The following is a 17,882-nucleotide window of genomic DNA, read 5'->3' as shown; positions in this document are numbered from 1 at the left end:
ATTTCAAAAGAACCTTCCCTTCCGTTTTTTCTGCAATATGTCGTAATATCACTATTTCCCTACATTGATTCCAGAACTTCCTCAAGCACATCCAACCCAGAGTCCCATTTGCTCTTCGTCATGATTAGGTGGCGGATGATACGCATACCTCACCTGAATACCGCCCACGTAAACAGGACACCTTTCAAGACAGCTATCAGCACTTTCATAACAGCATCGCCATCTGGTTCAACCTGTTTCCGGATCTTTGAATGCCATGCCAATCATTTAAGCCTACACCACGGACATCGTGAATCATTGGGTACTTATCTTTCAACTTAATTCAGACGATTTGAGCGCATATTTTCCGACTTCCCGGCTGTTTTCAAGAAGCTTCTCCTCTTTGATCACGCCAATGGAGGCTCGTGCGGTTGCACAGGCTATCGGATTACCGCCGAAAGTTGTCGCAATGTGCACCCATGGCCATTGATTCCCATTCAGTTCTTTGGAAGCAATGTGACCCCGAGTGGCAAACCGGCTGCAACACCTTGGCTACGGCCATAATATCCGGTGTGTGACGTCGAATGTCTTGGGCCGCAAACCCAATTACCTTGTTACGGCCAAAGCCTGTCTGTACTTCATCAAAAATAAGTAAGATACCATGACGATCACAAATTTCACGAATCTTTTTCAGCCATGACTGAGGTGGAATGATATAACCACCTTCACCAAGTACCGGCTCGACAATCATGCATGCAACTTCATCCGGGTCAACCTGATGACGGAATAATGTCGCTGCTTCTTCCTCCAGTTTTTCAGGAAAATACACGTTGTGATCAACACCATCCGGGGCTTCATCCGGATTTGCATATGGCAGGTGATAGTTTAACCATGACGGCTGAAGATGCTTCCGATATTTACTTTTTTGATGTGGAGACCACTGAGTGCGCCCAATGGTCCGACATTGAAAAGCCACCCAGTAAATGAAATAACATAAGGTCCGACCCGAAAACGTGTTTCGCTTAGCTCAACGCACCTTCAATAGCTTCCGTTACCACTGTTTCCGAAAAAGAAATTATCCAGTTTCGGCGTAATATCCCTGAAGCTCCTCAGGCAAGCTTTAAAGATAGATTCGTACATAATTCACACCGGATGGACCAGTACCAGATGATCAGCACTATCCTTGATGGCTTCCACAACTTTGGGGTGACGGTGGCCAACATTTTCAACTGCGATGCCGGATGTGAAATCCAAATACTTTTTACCGTCAGTCCCGTAGTAGTAGCATCCTTCTGCTTTGACGACCGGTAAATTTGGATGATCCTTTGCCATACTTGGTGCAAGATAGTTACCAATCGAGTCTGTTAATTTTACCCAATCCATATTTTGTTCATGCATGTTAATCTCCTTTACGCTAGAATTGAATATTTTTAAGCTACGTACAACGGATGGCTTGACTAATTCCTAACACTCTGCCATTTCTGTTTGTCCTATTATTCTCTCACTCTTTCTGTTTCTTCCAAATCATACACAGATGACTAGTTAAATCATTTGCACAGCACCACTCTCAATTAAAATCATATTTTTTGGATAACTGCACCAGCTCTCAAACAAGTACGGTCCCTGTGAAACTGCCCTGTTATTACATCGTATTTAGAATAGAAAACACATGAGCAATTAATATGACTATCGAAGTGTAATGACTGTTCTTTCCAGGAAATAATAACTAAATTCCCAAAAGCTGATTTTAAATTTTAGATCTTAAGAGTAAAATACTATTTCAGACATATAAATCAGCTGAGTGAGCGACATGGCTGCAATGACAAAACGTGTTAACTCGCTTTCGATTCCGCTGGCAATCACAGCCGGCAAAAAACATTATCGGCAAAACCGACAATCATTTGCTGTGCTTGCGGCAGTTGCTTCCGGATCTGGAAGAGTTTTCAAAATTGGCACGAAAGGATAGGATAAATACGTGAAAATCGGTGTGAATTCAGCGATGATAAGCGCAATCGTACCAAGGGACATGACAAGCGGAATCAAGGCAAACCATATATCCATTACAATCTTGAACCCGCTAATGCTGACTTCCTTGAAATTTTTAACGCTAGAAGCCTTTTCAAGAGCTTTATCAATTGCCCATCTGAATTTTGAGACACCTGCCGGGCTATCTTCGTCAATCTGTTTTCCAACAGGCTCATAATACGTATCCTCTTTCTGATAGGGCGGATACGTGTACAAATAATCGCTGCAATAACACTTGCGATACAAACAGTCAGGTAAAATGGAATAAACATATCCGTTAATCCTATGACACTGATGACAACAAAGCTGAAAGCAATTGAGTTGATTGAAAAGTTTGTCGCAACTGTAGCGGCTTCCCGGTCGGTATAAAACCCTCTTTCATATTGTTCTGTTGTGATAACAACGCCGACTGTACCGGACCCCATCCAGGAAGCGGTTGCGTCAATGGACGATCTTCCCGGCAATCGAAATACTGGTTTCATAATCCGATGTAGCATTGTACCGATAAATTCCATCAATCCAAATTCCAGCAGCCAGCGGCATAAATATTCCCGGCAGCTAAAAAGAAGGTGCCAGGACAGAAACAAGAATATAAAACTGTACCCCCGGTGAGATCAGAACCAAATCCACTCCGTCCCAATTGATAAAGCGTCATAATGGCAAAAATTGAGCCGAAGAGCCGCATAGTAATCCAAAAATAAGATACATCAAATAATGATGTCATAAAAGCATTCTTTTTTATAAATTCCGGCTGAGCCAGCTTTGTATAAATGGCCAATAGAGTAGATAAACAAAAAATGACTGTCATAAACACCGGCCAGAAATCTATAAATGCCGTTTCAAGTAAATCAGCCAGAATACCAACACCGATATTCGTTTCTTCTTTATATGGTACAGGTACCAGAAACAGACCCGCGCCAAGCAGAGAGAAGATAATAAATTTCAGGTGGTTTTGATCTTGTTTCTGTTATGATTCCCATTTAAGCTTTGGTTTTTTCTCCACTTTCTCATTACCCCTTATACAAATATACAGTCATATTTTTTAACGTTCAGAAAATGGAAGCCTTATATGGATAACTCGACACGCGTTATTAAACGAGACGGAATGTCGAGTTTTTCTATCAAGCAAACCGTGTCAGGTTGTCTTTAACACTTCAATGGAAGATACGAGCCCTTCCTTTTCCTCTTGATTTAAATCTATTTCGATAATTTCCTGAACACCCTGTCGATTAATAATGGCAGGGACTCCGGCATGAATGTCATGGAACCCATATTCGCCATCCAGTAATGCTGATACGGGCAGAACAGCACTTTCATTCTTTTAAAATGGCTTTTGTATGCGTGCTAAACCTGCCCCGATTCCGTAATAAGTAGAACCTTTTTCTCAATAACAACATCTGCGAAACTCTCGTGTTTTAATGGCCATTTCTTCAGGTCACTCAAATGGTAATGATTGTTCGAATTGACAATATCAATGACGTTCTGACCGCCAATGGCTACATTACTTAAAGCAGCTACCTGTGAATCACCATGCTCACCGATGATATAACCACTGATGCTTTTGGGATCCACGCTGAAGTATTCACTTAGCATATGCAGGTACCGCAGTATCCAGTGTTTCCGGAACCAATCACCCTTTCTTTCGGAGTCCGGAAATCTTCCATACTGCATGTGTGATGATGTCAACCGATTAAGTAGAAATAAGAAAAATGCCACTAAAACCAGATGCCATTACATCGCCAACGATAGATTTTGTGATTTGAGTATTTTTTTCAACTGCTGACAATCGTGTTTCTTCGTCACTTTGGCTTACCCCTGCAGTAATACAAACGATATCCGCATCTTTGCAGTCATCGTAGGTTCCATGCCATACGTTGGTAGGCGTTTCATAAAACAACTGCCCATGATTTAAATCCATCACTTCGCCTTTTGCTTTTTCCTTATTTACATCGACTAACACAAGTTCTTCCGATATCCCTTGGTTGACCATGGCATAGGCGTAACTGGATCCAACAAATCCAGTACCTACTATTACGACTCTGTTTAAATGATGTGTCATGCCTCTCCCACCTTTATTTTTCACCTGATACGTCTTTGTTGTTTGTTGTGTTTAATCTTTCAGACTGCCAATTATATTAAAAAGTCGTTTTCACTAACTGCATAAATATTTATTTTTATGCATAAAAATTATACATTATAAAATTTGGAACTGCAAATACAATTTTCTCTTTTCAGCCGTTTCTTTCTTAAAGGTCATCCCGCAATTTATGATTTACATCGCAATTGCCGCGTGGTTAATCGGCATGGTGGGCTTATTCACAATCTATATCTGTCGGTTAAAAAATATGGAGGAAAGGCTGTTTGACCAGTTAGTTCGTTCGGATTTTCCTTTCATTAAAATTGTTTTGTCCCAGCCTTTTTGCTCAATAAAATTTTTCAGATATCGTCTGTGCTACTTGTTCCTTTGTTTGTTTGGCTTTTTCATAATTCTCATAGTAATGCCTGTACATAAAGATCAATGATAAACAACTGGGAAATTTTCGATACAAGTGAACCGCTTGTCCAATGGTTTCTTTCGCAGATTTCAGTTAAAACCATATCAGCATATCGCGTTAAAGGAGACTTCGGTATAGTTCGTGATGGCAATTACCGAAGCACCGTTGTTTTTTCCGGTTTGACTGCATCCAATGATATTCTTTTGGTGCTTCCTGTTCAGACTGATCGCGATGATGACTGTTTCACTGTCGGCGAATTGGAGCGGATTTACCTGTTGTGGGAATCCGTGATGGTTTCGATATTTCATACCAACCCGCATCAATCTGTTTTGCATATCCAGTCCGGCAATCCCTGATGAAGAAACGCCGAATACGATAACCTTTTTGCATCGAATATCCTATTCGATTGCTCCTGTTAATTGATCATCGTCGACTTAATTCATACGTATCATCAAGGCTTTGTTCTCATATTTGTTCCTCACTTTATCGATATTACGTCATCATTGCCGTTTTTTCTCACGAACGAGAAGCTCTCTGGCCAGTGCCAGCTTGAATTCCTGGTAACCCTTATAACCCAATTTACGGCAAAAGCGCAGAACTGTGGCTTCCCCGACCTGACAGTCAATAGCGATTTCGGTCAGTGATTGGTAAACAATTTGTTCAAAGTTGTTGGTGATGTAGTTGTAAAGCTTTTGCTCGGACTTTGTGAATGTATTCTTATATTGCTCCATCAAGACGGTTAAATTAATCGTATTGTCATTAAAATGATTTACCACGTCCATCCTCCTCTGAACCTATTTCCTTGTGATTTTCATCTTACCGTTAATGTTATCTGTTCTCTTTTTTGGAGATAAACTCCACTTCAATAAAATAATGACAAATTTATTTCATATTGTATGATACACCTTAAATTCATTAAAAATGAAAGCGTCTTCTTGGAAAGATTGCTGAATGGAGGGTTGGTATTGAAGGGATAATTGACAGCCTTTGCTGACGCCATTTAATGAGGATGGCACCCTTAAGGAAAAAGGACTGCGGGAGGTGGTTCGCCATAACATTGACGAAATGAATGTAAATGGGTTATATGTAGGCGGTTCCACAGGGGAAAGTTTCCTGATGGACGAAAGCAATCGAAAAGATCTGCTGAAAATTGTCAAAGAGGAAGCCGAAATGAAGACCCTGATTGCGCCAGATTTGGATCATTTAAACATGAGGAAGCAGTTAAGTTAGAAAAGAGGCCAAGAACTGTATGATGTGCGTTATTCAGCTTATAAACACCTTATTACTATAAATTCAGTTTTCCGGAAATTAAGGCTTACTATCAGCGGCTGACTGAAGAAACAGATCATCCGATGGTTATCTATTCCAATCCGGCCTTTACTGGGGCTCAGTTTTCGATCAAAGACTACGGTGAGTTATTGGCATTGCCGAATGTAATCGGTGTCAAGTATACGGATACTGATCTCTCGAAACTGGCTGCATTAAAAGAGTTGCATCAAGATAAAGTGTTCTTCAGCGGGGCTGATGATATGGTGCTCCAATTTGCTGTATCCGGAGCAGATGGAGCGATCGGCAGCACCTACAACGTAATAGGTAAAGAGGCTAATGCATTATATGAGGCTGTACAAGATTCTGACCTTCAGAATGCACGCGTTTTACAGAAACAGATGAATAAAGTGATTGTGCAATTGGAAGAACTCGGCGTTTATCAGGCAATTAAACATGTATTAAAACAATATGGGGTGGACGCGGGTCATATGAAATTCCCTTTCAAGGAACTTACAGAAGATGAAAGGAAACAAGCAGAAAAAATTGTCGACATCATATCCTCAGGAAAATAAATCATGTAAAAGTTCAATGGGAGTTTAGTAAATGAGTAAAAAATTAATTGTATCTTGTCAAGCTTTAGAAGATGAACCGCTTCACAGTTCATATATTATGTCCAAAATGGCACTGGCTGCCTATCAAGGCGGAGCAAGTGGCATCCGCGCCAATACTGTCGCTGATATCCAAGCCATAAAAAAAAGGTAGTCGATCTTTCCTATATAGGGATTATTAAAACATGGTTATGAGGACAGTGAGGTCAAGATCCCCCAAACGATAAGAAGTACAGGCTCTGTACGAAGAAGGGCTTGATGTTATCGCTTTTGATGCAACAGACAGAGCGCGACCTCATAGTGAAACGTTTGAAACCTTTATTAGCAAGGTGAAGGAACGATTCCCCGGACAAAAATTTATGGCGGATGTGTCGACGGTAGAAGAAGCTATCCATGCCGAGAAATTTGGAGTGGATTTAGTGGCTACCACGCTGGTCGGTTATACGGCTGATACAGAAGGTGACGATCCACTCCAGACGTTAGAAGCAATCCTCCAATCAACAAATGTACCAGTAATTGCCGAGGGAAATATGAATACACCGAAAAAAGCAAAGCGAGCGCTTGAACTAGGAGCTTCCGCTGTCGTGGTAGGAAGTGCCATTACAAGACCACAGGAAATAACCAAGAAGTTTTTTCTATGAAAATGAATGAAGTGAAATAAAAAGGAGGGCTATTAAATGAAGAAAAGTCTGATTTTTGTGTTAGGGATAACGTTTATGTTGGTTTCGGCAGCTTGCGGAGGGGACGAAGAAGCTACATCGGATAACGGGAATAATGGGGACAATGGTAACGCCAGTTCAGATGAAACATATGAGCTGCAATTTGGAATGCAGCCGAACACACAATCCAATGAATACGAGGCAGCTGAATATCTGGCAGACTATGTTGAAGAAGAAAGTGATGGCCAAATGACTATTTCCCTCTATCCGGACGCTCAACTTGGAGATGATCTTTCCATGCTGGGACAACTGCAGGACGGATCACTTGATATCACATTATCAGAGATGGGGCGGCTTGGTGAATGGGTTCCCCGTTCGGAGCTTTTGGCGGTACCTTATGTGATTGAGGATTTTGAGCATATCCAGCGTGTTGTTTATGACACAGAATTTGGCGAAGAATTGCGAAATGAATTAATCGAAGAGCATGATTTGCGCGTGGTAGACAGTGCGTATAACGGCACACGCGTGACATCCTCAAACTTTGAAATCAATGAAATGGCAGATATGGAAGGTATGAACCTTCGCGTACCGGAAGCAGAAACATTGCTTGATTATGCGGAATCTGTAGGAGCAAGCCCGACACCTATGAATCTTGGAGAAGTTTATCTGGCTTTGCAGACGAACCAGGTTGACGGCCAGGATAACCCGTTGTCCGGCGTTGAAGCAAATAGTTTTCACGAAGTACAGGATTATATCGCATTGACCAATCATGTCGTGAATGACAATACCTATGTGGTAAGTGAACAGACGTGGCAAGAGCTGCCTGAAGACCTTCAGCAAATCCTGAATGACGGTATTGACGAGGCCACAGACCATCACACAGAATTGTTCCAATCAGAGGAAGAAGAATTGATTGAGTTCTTTGAAGGTGAAGGTTTAACAATTACGGAACCGGATTTGGATGAATTCAGGGAAGCAGTTTCAGAAGTTTATCCTAAATACCTGGACAATATCGGTGAAGATGCAGAGGAATATATGGAAATCATAGATGAGGCTCGAGAATAACCAATCGTGAAGGTGATCATCCATGTTCAAGAAAATATATGACAACTTTGAAGAAATTACAGGCAGCACCTTGTTTGTGTTCATGCTGGTTGTTTTAGTTGCACAAACTCTGACACGCCAAGGGATCGGTGAGCCCTTGGTGTGGACAGAGGAATTAAGTAAACTTCTTTTCATTTATGCCGGTTATTTGGGAATAGTGGCCTGTATAAAAGATGACAGTCACGTTTCCATTGATGTTTTCATTAAAAAACTTCCGGCTAAAGCTCAAAAATGGGTGTATACATTTAATCAATTATTAATTCTCTGTACGCTTATTACCGTGTTTATCATTAGTATCCCTATTGTGCAAAACCAGACACATTTGGATATTGTGACGCTGCAAATTTCGCAAGTCTATTTGTTTGCAGCTCTCCCAATCCTCACGCTGCTTATGATCTACCGATTGATTGAGCGAATCGTCAAAAAATGGCGCAAGAACACAGCTGCGGAGGTGAAGTAGATGGAGATAGCTACTATTTTCATTGCGTGGCTAGTCTTACTCTTTTTGGGCATTCCTGTCGGGTTCACATTACTGATCGCTGGTCTGTTGTACTTTATAATAGGAGATTGGAACCTTGTTTTTGCGTCAGGAGAACAATTAATAACGGGGATCAATAATTTCACTCTATTGGCGATTCCATTCTTTATATTAACAGGTACATTGATGAACTCTTCCGGGATCACGGATCGTATTTTCAATTTTGCCTTATCTTTATTGGGGCATGTACCTGGGGGAGTAGGCCATGTAAACATAACCGCCAGTTTAATGTTCTCCGGCATGTCCGGCTCCTCACTGGCAGATGCAGGCGGACTGGGTCAACTGGAAATAAGAACAATGCGGAAGGCAGGCTATCATGATGACTTTAACGGTGGTTTGACCGCAGCTACTGCCATTCTTAGCGGTATAATCCCGCCCAGCTTGAACATGATTATTTATGCGGCAGTTGCCAATGTTTCGGTTGCTTCCATGTTTATTGCAGGGTTAGTTCCCGGACTTCTCGTAGCATTAGCTCTTTTTGTAATGACGTTTATTCTAGCTAAAAAACGTGACTATCAAGTCCTTGAGCGTGCCAATCTAAAAGTGATCGGCCAAAATTTCCTGATGGCTTTTTGGGCATTGCTGACACCTGTCATTATTATTGTTGGGATTTTCTCAGGGTTTTTCACACCGACCGAAGCTGCCGTCGTGAGTACTGTTTATGCTTTATTTCTTGGCTTTTTTGTTTATAAAGAACTCACATTAAAAAAAGTGTATACCAATCTTGTAGAAGCCATGAAAATGACCGGTGTGGTTGTACTGATGCTTGCTGCCATCGAGTTTTTCGGACAATTCATAGCCAGAGAGCAAGTGGCTATTAAAATAGCTGACGCCTTTTTGGGTATTACAGAAAACCCTATTTTTCTACTTATGTTAATTAGTCTATTATTGATAGCTCTTGGGACATTTATTGAGGCGCTTGCATTACTGGTTCTTGTCGTACCGGTTCTGATTCCGGTGGTCACAAGTGTTGGCATAGACCCGGTCTTTTTCGGTGCCTTTGTCATCCTGAATTTAATGATTGGTATTTTAACACCACCAATGGGAATGGCTTTATTTGTCGTATCACGGGTTGGCAATATTCCGGTCGGTACTATGTACAGAGGCGTCCTTCCATTCCTGATTCCGCTCGTGGTTGTCATGTTAGTAATGATCTTTGTCCCTGAGCTTTCGACTTTCCTTGTGGACATACTGAATGAGTAAGTAAACGAGAATGGAGGAACACAAGTGATTGCAGGCGCTTTTGATATCGGCGGTACAAACATTAAATATGGCGTGTTGAATGAAAAAGGCGATATACTTTATAAATCAAAAACCGCTACAAAAGCTAGTGAAGGCGGTATGGCTATTATAGGTCAAGTAAAAGAACTTGCCAAATGTCTGCAGGCGGATTATGAGCTTAGCGGCATTGCCATCAGTACAGCCGGTCAAATTAATAAACAGGAGGGAAGCGTCATCTATGCTACCGAATCCCTCCCTGGTTATACCGGCCTGAATATAAAAAAAGAATTGGAGATGGCGTTCGATTTGCCTGTGGCAGTTGATAATGACGTAAACTGTTCGGCCCTTGGAGAATATTGGCGAGGTGCGGCACAGGGGGTTGATCAGTTTCTTTGTATGACCCTTGGAACCGGCATTGGAGGCGCCATTATTATGGATGGCCGCGTTTATAACGGTGCTGCTTATTCCGCCGGGGAATTTGGGCATATGACACTCTATCCCGGTGGAAATCCTTGTCTTTGCGGTGATAAAGGCTGTTATGAGCAATATGCTTCCAGCAGAGCCTTGGAACAACGGGCACAGGTTTACTTTAAACGAAGCATCTCATTATTGGCGTTATTTAACAATGCCAAAAATGGTGATCAGGCAGCAGAAATGGTCATTTATAAATGGATTGATGATGTGGCATTAGGTATCAAGTCACTTGTCCATATATTTAATCCTCCTTTGATTGTCATTGGAGGGGGAGTCTCTGAGCAGGGAGATTATTTACTGGAAAAGCTGCAAAAAAGCGTGAACGCTCGAATCATGCCCTCCTTTCAGCGCTCCTTAGAATTAAAGCTGGCACAGAACGGTAATGACGCTAACTTGCAAGGTGCCGTATATCAGTTGTATGAATACGAACTGAATCAGAAGGTGGAGGGGATGTAAATATGCAGAAACGGGTTGTATGTTTTGGCGATTCAAATACGTGGGGCTATAATGCTGAAAATACAGACAGATTTTCTGAAGATATAAGATGGCCATGTCTTTTACAAAGGTGGTTGGGGGATTATTATCAGGTAGTTGAAGAAGGTCTTCCGGGAAGAACAAGTGTAAGTGAAGATCCTTTATTTGAGGGTTTAAATGCTTATCATTATATTCACCCCTGTTTAAAAAGCCATGCGCCATTGGAACTTGTTGTAATTATGCTAGGCACAAACGATACGAAAGAAAGATTCGGTTTAACTGCTTATAACATAGCACAAGGTATTGTCAGACTTGCCCATAAGGCCAAAAGTACGGAAACCGGAAAAGAAACAGGTATTCCAAAAGTATTAGTCGTCGCCCCACCTATTATTGATCCTAATTACTGTAATACAAACGTTAGATTTTCAATGGGGAAAAATTGTGATGTTAAGTCAAAAGAGCTCCCTGTGTATTTAAAGCAATTAATAGCAGGTACAGATATTGAGTTTTTAGATACAAGTGAAGCAGTATCAATGAATGATATCGATTATATGCATCTGGACAAGGAAGGCCATGAGCTTTTGGCGGAGCATGTCCTTAAGAAGGTAAAAGAAATTATTTAAATAAACAAACACCATTGTGCTGAAAATCTAATGATGTGATGGAGCTTACAAATTTTTGTTTGCTCTATTTATTTTGCGACGGGCTTGAGGCGGTATAAATCTTGGAAGGATGAATGATATGATAGAAATGGCTGAAATTTAATTTAAGCATGAACTTGCTAAAAGGGAGAATTAGGATGTTATCCAAAAAACGAACTGTGACAGCAGTTATTCTACTCCTGCTCATATTGGCAGCTGCATCAGTCATTTATTACTATTTTTATTACGAAGAAAACTTAAACAAACCGCTGCCGATGACTGTCACGGTTGATGCGGAAGACAATCAGGAACCGGAAGACATTGCTTATAGCTTTTGGTTTGATTATATGAATCAATATCAAGGAGATGATGTAGGCTCCTGGAAACGGCTGACGGATGCACGTTACAACGATTTTCAATTATTGGCCGGCGAGGAGCAAGAATTTGCTGTTGAGGCAACATTCTGGGTGCAGTTGGAAAAGGGGAACTGGTCCACCCATCATAGCTGGGGAGACGTGCAAGAGGATGGAACGGTGGAAAATATCCAATGGACGTTCCGGATTAAGCAGACAGGCGAAAACGAATATACGTTGCTCAGGATTGATGATATCTCCCATGCTGTCGGTGACTTGCCCCCAGTTGAGGATACTTATCAAAAAGAAGCCGGCATTGAAGTCCCCGATGAGAACAATCGATACCGGATTCGAAATGGCACACTCGAAGTCACCTATGATAATGGCGCAAATTGGACGGAGGTACCGGTAGAGGTCGATGAATTATTTGAAGGGGATTATAACGGGCCACAAGATGAATTAATTGAAGACAGCTACGTGATCACACCGGAGCGGACAGCTTTTGTGGTTGGCGGCCATCAGAGTGTAAAAGTGCTCCAATCAACGGATCAGGGCGAAACCTGGGAGTCATCATCAGTTCCCAGTCGATTCCAGGCGGTCCGGATGCGTATTCTTGATTTTGTATCCGAGAGCGACGGCTTTTTGATTTTAACCGGTGGCCGCACGATGAGCTGGGAAGGCAATAGGATTTTCAAAACGGATGATGGCGGTGCAACATGGGAAGAAGTCGGGAGTGTGCCAACAGAGCGGCAAGTGACGAGTGCTGGGTTTATTGATGACGCGCTTGGATTCGTGTCGTTCGGGTCGATTACCAGAAATGATAATCCGCCAGTGCCAGACTTGTATCGGACAGCAGACGGCGGAGAGTCTTGGACACAGGTGGACGTATCCATTCCAGCCGAGTACGAGGGCATTTTCAGGGTTGCGGAAACCCCGACATTTGACGGGTCCCAGGGCACATTGCTGGTAAACCAAGGCCCAAACGGCGATTACCAAGGCGGGAATGTGAAGGCGCGATTTGTCTCCGTGGACGATGGCGAAACGTGGTCATTTGCGAATTTGGTGGATCCGGATGATGTGATAGAAAGATGATGAATGGTGTGGGTGCTTTTAGAAAAGGCCCACACTTTTTTTGAGGAAGGAAAAAATATTGTCATAACGTTAATGGGAACACTTGTTTCCATACGGCTAATAATGTACACTATTGATAGACGCTAACACCTCAGTATTCCTTCACCAAAAGGACGTGTAGCCATGCCAATCGCAACAGCCATACGTGAAGACCCCACCGAGTATATCCGCCATGATCAGCTATTCAAAGAATTAATCGACACATTTTTTGCTGAGTGTTTGGAAGTATTCTTTCCGGAAGTACATCACCACATCGATTTTAGCTCAATCAAGCCATTGTCCAGTGAAGTGTTCACCGACATGATTGAAGGTGAAAGCCGCCACGCAGACATTGTCATTGAAGCTAGATTAAAAGGTCAGAATACACTTATCATCATACATGTCGAACCACAAAGTTCCGGACAGCCTCATTTCCATGAAAGGATGTATCATTATTTCAGTTTGTTGTATAATAAGTATAGAAGACCGATTGTACCCATTGCTGTATTCAGTTATGACGAAAATCGATATGAACGTGATCAATTTACGATTGAATTTCCTTTCTTTCATGTACTGACATTCAACTTTTTGATGCTTGAACTGCGGAAGATGAATTGGCGGGAATATCTTCAATCCAACAATCCAGTTGCGGCAGCGCTGCTAAGCAAAATGAATTTTACAGAGAAAGAAAGAATAAAGGTAAGAAAAGAATTTCTTAGAATGCTGATGAACATGGAACTTAATCAAGCTAAGACATACTGGCTAAATGGATTTTTCGAGACATATTTAAAACTTGATGAAGGAGAGGAGGAAACAGTGATGGAGGAAATTAAAAGAACTGAAGATGATGAAAAACTCTCGATGTTGCCAAATTTCTGGGAAGAAAGAGGTAAGATGAATGAAAAAAGAGAAATTGCACGCGAAATGTTAAAAGAAGGCCCGTCCGTTGAATTTATTGCGAAAGTGACTCGGCTTGATAAAGAGAAAATCGAGAATATGAAAAAAGAGATTTAATCTCTTCCAGGCTGCAGCCCTGGCAGTTCCGAATATTGGAATACAAGGGTTTCAGCCTTTTATATTGTATGAAATTCCTTTACCATTTCCTCACACAATCACTTTCACTGGCATAAAACTCCTATCTTCACTACCATAGGAAACAAAGCACCATAAACGTTTTTGCAGGAGGGGACTTTTATAATGGCACGTGTTAATAACCAAATCATTCTCGCTGAACGGCCACAAGGCATGCCGGATGACAATACGTTTGAATTTGTGAAAAAGGATGTTGAGGATGTCAAGGAAGGTCAGATTCTGATCAAGACGCTGTATGTTTCCGTCGATCCGTATATGCGGGGCAGGATGGAGAACGTGGAATCATACGTCGAACCGTTTAAACTGAATGAAGTGATCGAAGGCGGTTCGATTGGCGAGGTTATTGAATCACAATCCGATCAATTCAAAGCAGGTGATGTCGTAACAGGTATGTTTGGCTGGCAGGAATACTATGTTGCCGGTGACAATGAGGTGCGGCAAATCGATCCATCCATTGCGCCAATCACCACCCATCTGCACATATTGGGCATGACCGGTTTAACCGCCTATTTTGGCCTTTTGGATATCGGCAATCCAAAAAAAGGCGAGACTGTCGTGATTTCAGGTGCAGCCGGTTCGGTCGGGTCTACTGTCGGCCAAATTGCCAAAATCAAAGGCGCACACGTCGTCGGCATCGCCGGGTCTGATGAGAAAATCAACTTTCTGAAAGACGAACTGAACTTTGATGAAGGCATTAATTACAGAAAAACAGACGATATCAAAGCCGACTTAAATCGCGCCTGTCCGGATGGTGTTGATGTGTATTTCGATAATGTCGGCGGAGAGATATCTGATGCTGTCATGACACAGTTGAAAAAGTATGCACGCATCCCGGTCTGCGGCGCAATTTCCTCCTACAATAAGGAAGAACAAGACACCGGTCCGCGTGTACAGCAGACCTTGATTAAAAAAAGCGCCCTGATGCAAGGCTTCATCGTGGGCAACTATTCCGACCGTTTCAAGGAAGGCGCCAAGCAGCTCGGTCAATGGCTGCAGGAAGGAAAATTGACGTATCGTGAAACTATTAAGGAAGGGTTTGAAAACATTCCGAATGCTTTCCTTGATCTGTTTAGAGGGAAAAATATTGGAAAATTGTTGATTAAAGTGGCTGAGCGGGAGTATAAGTAAACGTCATACGAAAAGACCCAGTCCGTATTCAGGACCGGGTCTTCTTAATATTTTATATCAAAACGGAAATTCCCTCGCCCTTTTCTGCACGGAAATCCACTTGCCCTCTGTAAACTCATCAATCACATATGGATTACCGAAACGGCCGATGCCGCTTTGGCCCATGCCGCCGAACATGGCAGTTGGTTCATCGTTGACTGGTTGATCATTAATGTGGGTCATGCCAAATTCAAGCTCCATAGCATACTTACGTGCTTTTTCTTCGTCCTTCGAGAAAATGGCTGAGCTTAAGCCAAATTCGGTGTCATTGGCTTTTGCGATGATATCGTCATCTGATGAAGCTTTAATGATCAGAGCGATTGTTGAGAACATTTCTGTCTGAGTCAAATCGCTGTCGTGCTCCACATTGCCGATGACAGTTGGTGTTAAAATGTTGCCGATCTGTTCGCCTTCCAGCAGGATGTCGTATCCGGCATCTTTCGCTTTCTGGATATTGTTCAGTGATTTTTCCATCTGTTCCTCGTTGATCAGCGGTCCGATGATAACATCCGGATCACGTGGGTCACCATGTTTTACTTCTTTGGAACGCGCAACGAATTTATCCACGAACGAATCATACACATCTTCATGAACAATGAAGCGATTGGTCATCATACAAATTTGGCCCTGGTGCAGATATTTTCCGAAGATGGCGGCATCAACGGCTTTGTCAATGTCGGCGTCACTCAGGACACAAAACGGCGCATTGCCGCCAAGCTCCAATGACATACTTTTCAGCTGCTCGCCGGCCACTTTGCCGATTCGGCGTCCAACAGGTGTGGAGCCGGTGAAGCTGACAAGATTTGCCGCTTCATGATTGAACATGGCATCACCGGTTGCATCAGGTGTTGTCAGCAGTGATTGAAAAACACCTGAAGGCATGCCGGCTTCTTCAAATGCCTTGGCAACCACTGAACCTGACACCAGGCCGCATTGGAGGTCGGCTTTGTGGACGATTGAATTGCCGAGTGCCAGCGCCGGTGCAATGGTGCGCATCGATAGATAAAGCGGGAAGTTAAATGGTGCTATGGATGAAAAGACACCTTTTGGCAGGCGGTAATTCTCATTTATTTTGTCCGGGATCATTGAGGTTTTTTCCTCAAATTTGCCAATTTTATCGACCATTGTCAGCGCCTCTTCCATCACGCCTGTCGTCAAATCGAATTCGAGATTTGCTTTGACGGTTGTCGAACCTGATTCAAGCGTCAGGATTTCCATAATGTCCGCTTTATGATTCTTGAAATATTGAATGGCTTTTTCCATAACCTTTTTGCGCAATGCTGCGTTCTTGCCCCAGGCTGTTTGTGCTTCCCTGGCACCATAGAATGCTTCGTTTACCTGATCAAGTGAAGCAATTCGGACTTTTGCCAGCACGTCCATGTTGTACGGATTGTGCATCTCAATCGTTGTATCCTCGGTTCCATCGACCCATTTGCCGTTGATGAAACTTTTATTGAGTTGTTGGTATTGATTCATCGCTATAACCTCCTGTTCGGAAACAATCTCTTTGTTAATTTTCCCGTTTACAGGAAATTTAATCCTTAGACTTTGGTTGCTCAGCCAACATCGAAGCGAAATAATCCTGCGGGAACAGGAAAACATAAAAACGCTGCGGTGCATGATAATCAGCGAGCCAACTACTGAAGGGGAGTTGCAATGCACCTCCCCACTGGCATGGGCGACTATTCCATCTCAGTCAACAAACACGAAATAATTCTCAGCCTTTTCCGGATAGACATTTTCTGTGAAAAACCAGGTGTAAAAAAAGTCATCATGATGATACCGGCCCATAACGCCTTCCAGGAGAACTCCGAGTGCCAGTTCGTCGGCAGGGAGACCAACAATTTGGAATACGCGGGTGGAATCAATATCGGTTACCGTAATGAAATCCTCTGTTACAGCAGTTACTTTATATACGCTGTTATAAACCTCGCTGGCAGCTCTTATTGCGTTTTTGATTTTGTCTAGATCCTTCTCCCTCTCCTGTTCTTTAAGGTGAGCATTGGGAAATAAACGCAGAACCAGATTGTTAAACAGCCGTTCACAAATAATCAATTCCGTTCGGGCTTCTTCCGTATATTTCTCAACTGTCGGATACCACGCACAGCCCGTACGCTGATCAAGCCAACGGACAAATTTTTTCAGTTGTATCAGGAATAGTTCGGATTCGCTTTGCTTGGTGGTGATTTTCAATTGGCTGGGGAAATAAGCGAAGATGAGCTCTTCCCAGAATGCGGGCTGGCACGCTTGCCAGGAGGTTGGGCATTGATCCTCCAAATGATCGGCTACATAATTGGTGAATATACGGAGAAACGCATTAGCATGTCTGCAGCTTCCTATTTTTTGCTTATAAGCAATTAAATCATCGCCATAAAACTCGACAAGGCCGCGGAACGGCATATCAAATTGTTTCGCGATTTTTGCCTTTTCCACAAATTCCTCGCGTTCACCCGGATAGGCATATGGACGCATCCAAGCGTTTACTTCTGTTTTCTTCTCGCCATTTTCCTTGTCATAGTTAATGTCCTGGAAAATATGGTTCCACATGGTCATATCATCTACTTTCTATTAAATTTTTTAAAAGCTGAAAAAATTGATAAAGCAGAGCGGCAAAAAAGGAGGATATGCAAGGGCATTATTATTATAGCATAAAATAATAGAATTGGGAGAATT

At 42.4% G+C, this 17,882-nt stretch carries 16 protein-coding genes and 4 pseudogenes; 12 read left to right on the top strand and 8 right to left on the bottom strand.

What is annotated here, in order from left to right; genetic code table 11:
* Nucleotides 1–59 precede the first annotated feature (59 nt).
* Nucleotides 60–1,377, bottom strand: a pseudogene (locus Len3610_RS15415) (aminotransferase class III-fold pyridoxal phosphate-dependent enzyme).
* 412 nt (nucleotides 1,378–1,789) lie between these two features.
* Here Len3610_RS15415 and Len3610_RS21245 point away from each other — a divergent pair.
* Entirely contained in the window at nucleotides 1,790–1,945 is a 156-nt protein-coding gene (locus Len3610_RS21245) for a hypothetical protein (RefSeq protein ID WP_255259655.1), read from the top strand.
* 94 nt (nucleotides 1,946–2,039) lie between these two features.
* Here the strand turns inward: Len3610_RS21245 and Len3610_RS21240 are convergent, their stop codons facing one another.
* From Len3610_RS21240 to Len3610_RS15395, 5 genes and pseudogenes are all read right to left on the bottom strand, one after another.
* Entirely contained in the window at nucleotides 2,040–2,519 is a 480-nt protein-coding gene (locus Len3610_RS21240) for a nucleoside recognition domain-containing protein (RefSeq protein WP_255259916.1), read from the bottom strand.
* Complete coding sequence (locus Len3610_RS21235; RefSeq protein WP_255259654.1) at nucleotides 2,519–2,812, bottom strand: hypothetical protein; 294 nt, start codon at nucleotides 2,810–2,812, stop codon at nucleotides 2,519–2,521. Before Len3610_RS21235 ends, Len3610_RS21240 begins: the two co-directional genes overlap by 1 nt.
* A 327-nt stretch (nucleotides 2,813–3,139) precedes the next feature.
* Nucleotides 3,140–4,063: pseudogene (locus tag Len3610_RS15405) on the bottom strand (L-lactate dehydrogenase).
* 540 nt (nucleotides 4,064–4,603) lie between these two features.
* Nucleotides 4,604–4,834, bottom strand: coding sequence for a phosphoheptose isomerase family protein (locus Len3610_RS21915; protein ID WP_369693595.1), 231 nt, complete (start codon nucleotides 4,832–4,834; stop codon nucleotides 4,604–4,606).
* Nucleotides 4,835–4,999: 165 nt separating this feature from the next.
* Nucleotides 5,000–5,275: a MurR/RpiR family transcriptional regulator gene (locus Len3610_RS15395; RefSeq protein WP_176448737.1), complete on the bottom strand. Its 276-nt coding sequence runs from the start codon at nucleotides 5,273–5,275 to the stop codon at nucleotides 5,000–5,002.
* 211 nt (nucleotides 5,276–5,486) lie between these two features.
* Here Len3610_RS15395 and Len3610_RS15390 point away from each other — a divergent pair, with 211 nt between their 5' ends.
* The 11 genes and pseudogenes from Len3610_RS15390 to Len3610_RS15345 all read left to right on the top strand — a co-directional run bounded on the left by Len3610_RS15390 (nucleotide 5,487) and on the right by Len3610_RS15345 (nucleotide 15,170).
* Nucleotides 5,487–5,729: a dihydrodipicolinate synthase family protein gene (locus Len3610_RS15390; RefSeq protein ID WP_176448736.1), complete on the top strand. Its 243-nt coding sequence runs from the start codon at nucleotides 5,487–5,489 to the stop codon at nucleotides 5,727–5,729.
* A gap of 56 nt (nucleotides 5,730–5,785) precedes the next feature.
* A pseudogene (locus Len3610_RS15385) lies at nucleotides 5,786–6,340 on the top strand (dihydrodipicolinate synthase family protein); the annotation flags it as partial.
* 31 nt (nucleotides 6,341–6,371) lie between these two features.
* Nucleotides 6,372–7,017, top strand: a pseudogene (locus Len3610_RS15380) (N-acetylmannosamine-6-phosphate 2-epimerase).
* A gap of 36 nt (nucleotides 7,018–7,053) precedes the next feature.
* Nucleotides 7,054–8,100, top strand: a complete 1,047-nt coding sequence (locus Len3610_RS15375) for a DctP family TRAP transporter solute-binding subunit (protein WP_176448735.1) — start codon at nucleotides 7,054–7,056, stop codon at nucleotides 8,098–8,100.
* A gap of 22 nt (nucleotides 8,101–8,122) precedes the next feature.
* Nucleotides 8,123–8,599 carry a TRAP transporter small permease gene (locus tag Len3610_RS20315; protein ID WP_217994036.1) on the top strand — a complete coding sequence of 159 codons (477 nt, stop codon included), beginning with the start codon at nucleotides 8,123–8,125 and terminating at the stop codon, nucleotides 8,597–8,599.
* Nucleotides 8,600–9,880 carry a TRAP transporter large permease gene (locus tag Len3610_RS15370; RefSeq protein ID WP_217994035.1) on the top strand — a complete coding sequence of 427 codons (1,281 nt, stop codon included), beginning with the start codon at nucleotides 8,600–8,602 and terminating at the stop codon, nucleotides 9,878–9,880.
* A gap of 24 nt (nucleotides 9,881–9,904) precedes the next feature.
* Nucleotides 9,905–10,828, top strand: a complete 924-nt coding sequence (locus Len3610_RS15365) for an ROK family protein (protein WP_176448734.1) — start codon at nucleotides 9,905–9,907, stop codon at nucleotides 10,826–10,828.
* Nucleotides 10,829–10,830: 2 nt separating this feature from the next.
* Nucleotides 10,831–11,469 (top strand): GDSL-type esterase/lipase family protein, encoded by a 639-nt coding sequence (locus Len3610_RS15360; RefSeq protein WP_176448733.1) that lies wholly within the window; start codon nucleotides 10,831–10,833, stop codon nucleotides 11,467–11,469.
* A gap of 176 nt (nucleotides 11,470–11,645) precedes the next feature.
* Entirely contained in the window at nucleotides 11,646–12,932 is a 1,287-nt protein-coding gene (locus Len3610_RS15355; RefSeq protein ID WP_176448732.1) for a WD40/YVTN/BNR-like repeat-containing protein, read from the top strand.
* A 162-nt stretch (nucleotides 12,933–13,094) separates the two neighbouring features.
* Complete coding sequence (locus Len3610_RS15350) at nucleotides 13,095–13,964, top strand: RpnC/YadD family protein (protein ID WP_176448731.1); 870 nt, start codon at nucleotides 13,095–13,097, stop codon at nucleotides 13,962–13,964.
* A 183-nt stretch (nucleotides 13,965–14,147) separates the two neighbouring features.
* On the top strand, nucleotides 14,148–15,170 hold the full coding sequence (locus Len3610_RS15345) for an NADP-dependent oxidoreductase (protein WP_176448730.1): 1,023 nt from the start codon (nucleotides 14,148–14,150) through the stop codon (nucleotides 15,168–15,170).
* 57 nt (nucleotides 15,171–15,227) lie between these two features.
* Here Len3610_RS15345 and Len3610_RS15340 read toward each other — a convergent pair whose 3' ends face one another.
* Nucleotides 15,228–16,685 (bottom strand): aldehyde dehydrogenase family protein, encoded by a 1,458-nt coding sequence (locus tag Len3610_RS15340; protein ID WP_176448729.1) that lies wholly within the window; start codon nucleotides 16,683–16,685, stop codon nucleotides 15,228–15,230.
* A gap of 216 nt (nucleotides 16,686–16,901) precedes the next feature.
* Nucleotides 16,902–17,762 (bottom strand): hypothetical protein, encoded by an 861-nt coding sequence (locus Len3610_RS15335; protein WP_176448728.1) that lies wholly within the window; start codon nucleotides 17,760–17,762, stop codon nucleotides 16,902–16,904.
* Nucleotides 17,763–17,882: the final 120 nt, after the last annotated feature.

Origin of the sequence: Lentibacillus sp. CBA3610 (assembly GCF_013373365.1) — a bacterium.
In the GTDB taxonomy this organism is placed as follows: Bacteria; Bacillota; Bacilli; order Bacillales; family Amphibacillaceae; genus Lentibacillus.
This window is presented reverse-complemented; position numbering and strand designations above follow the sequence as displayed.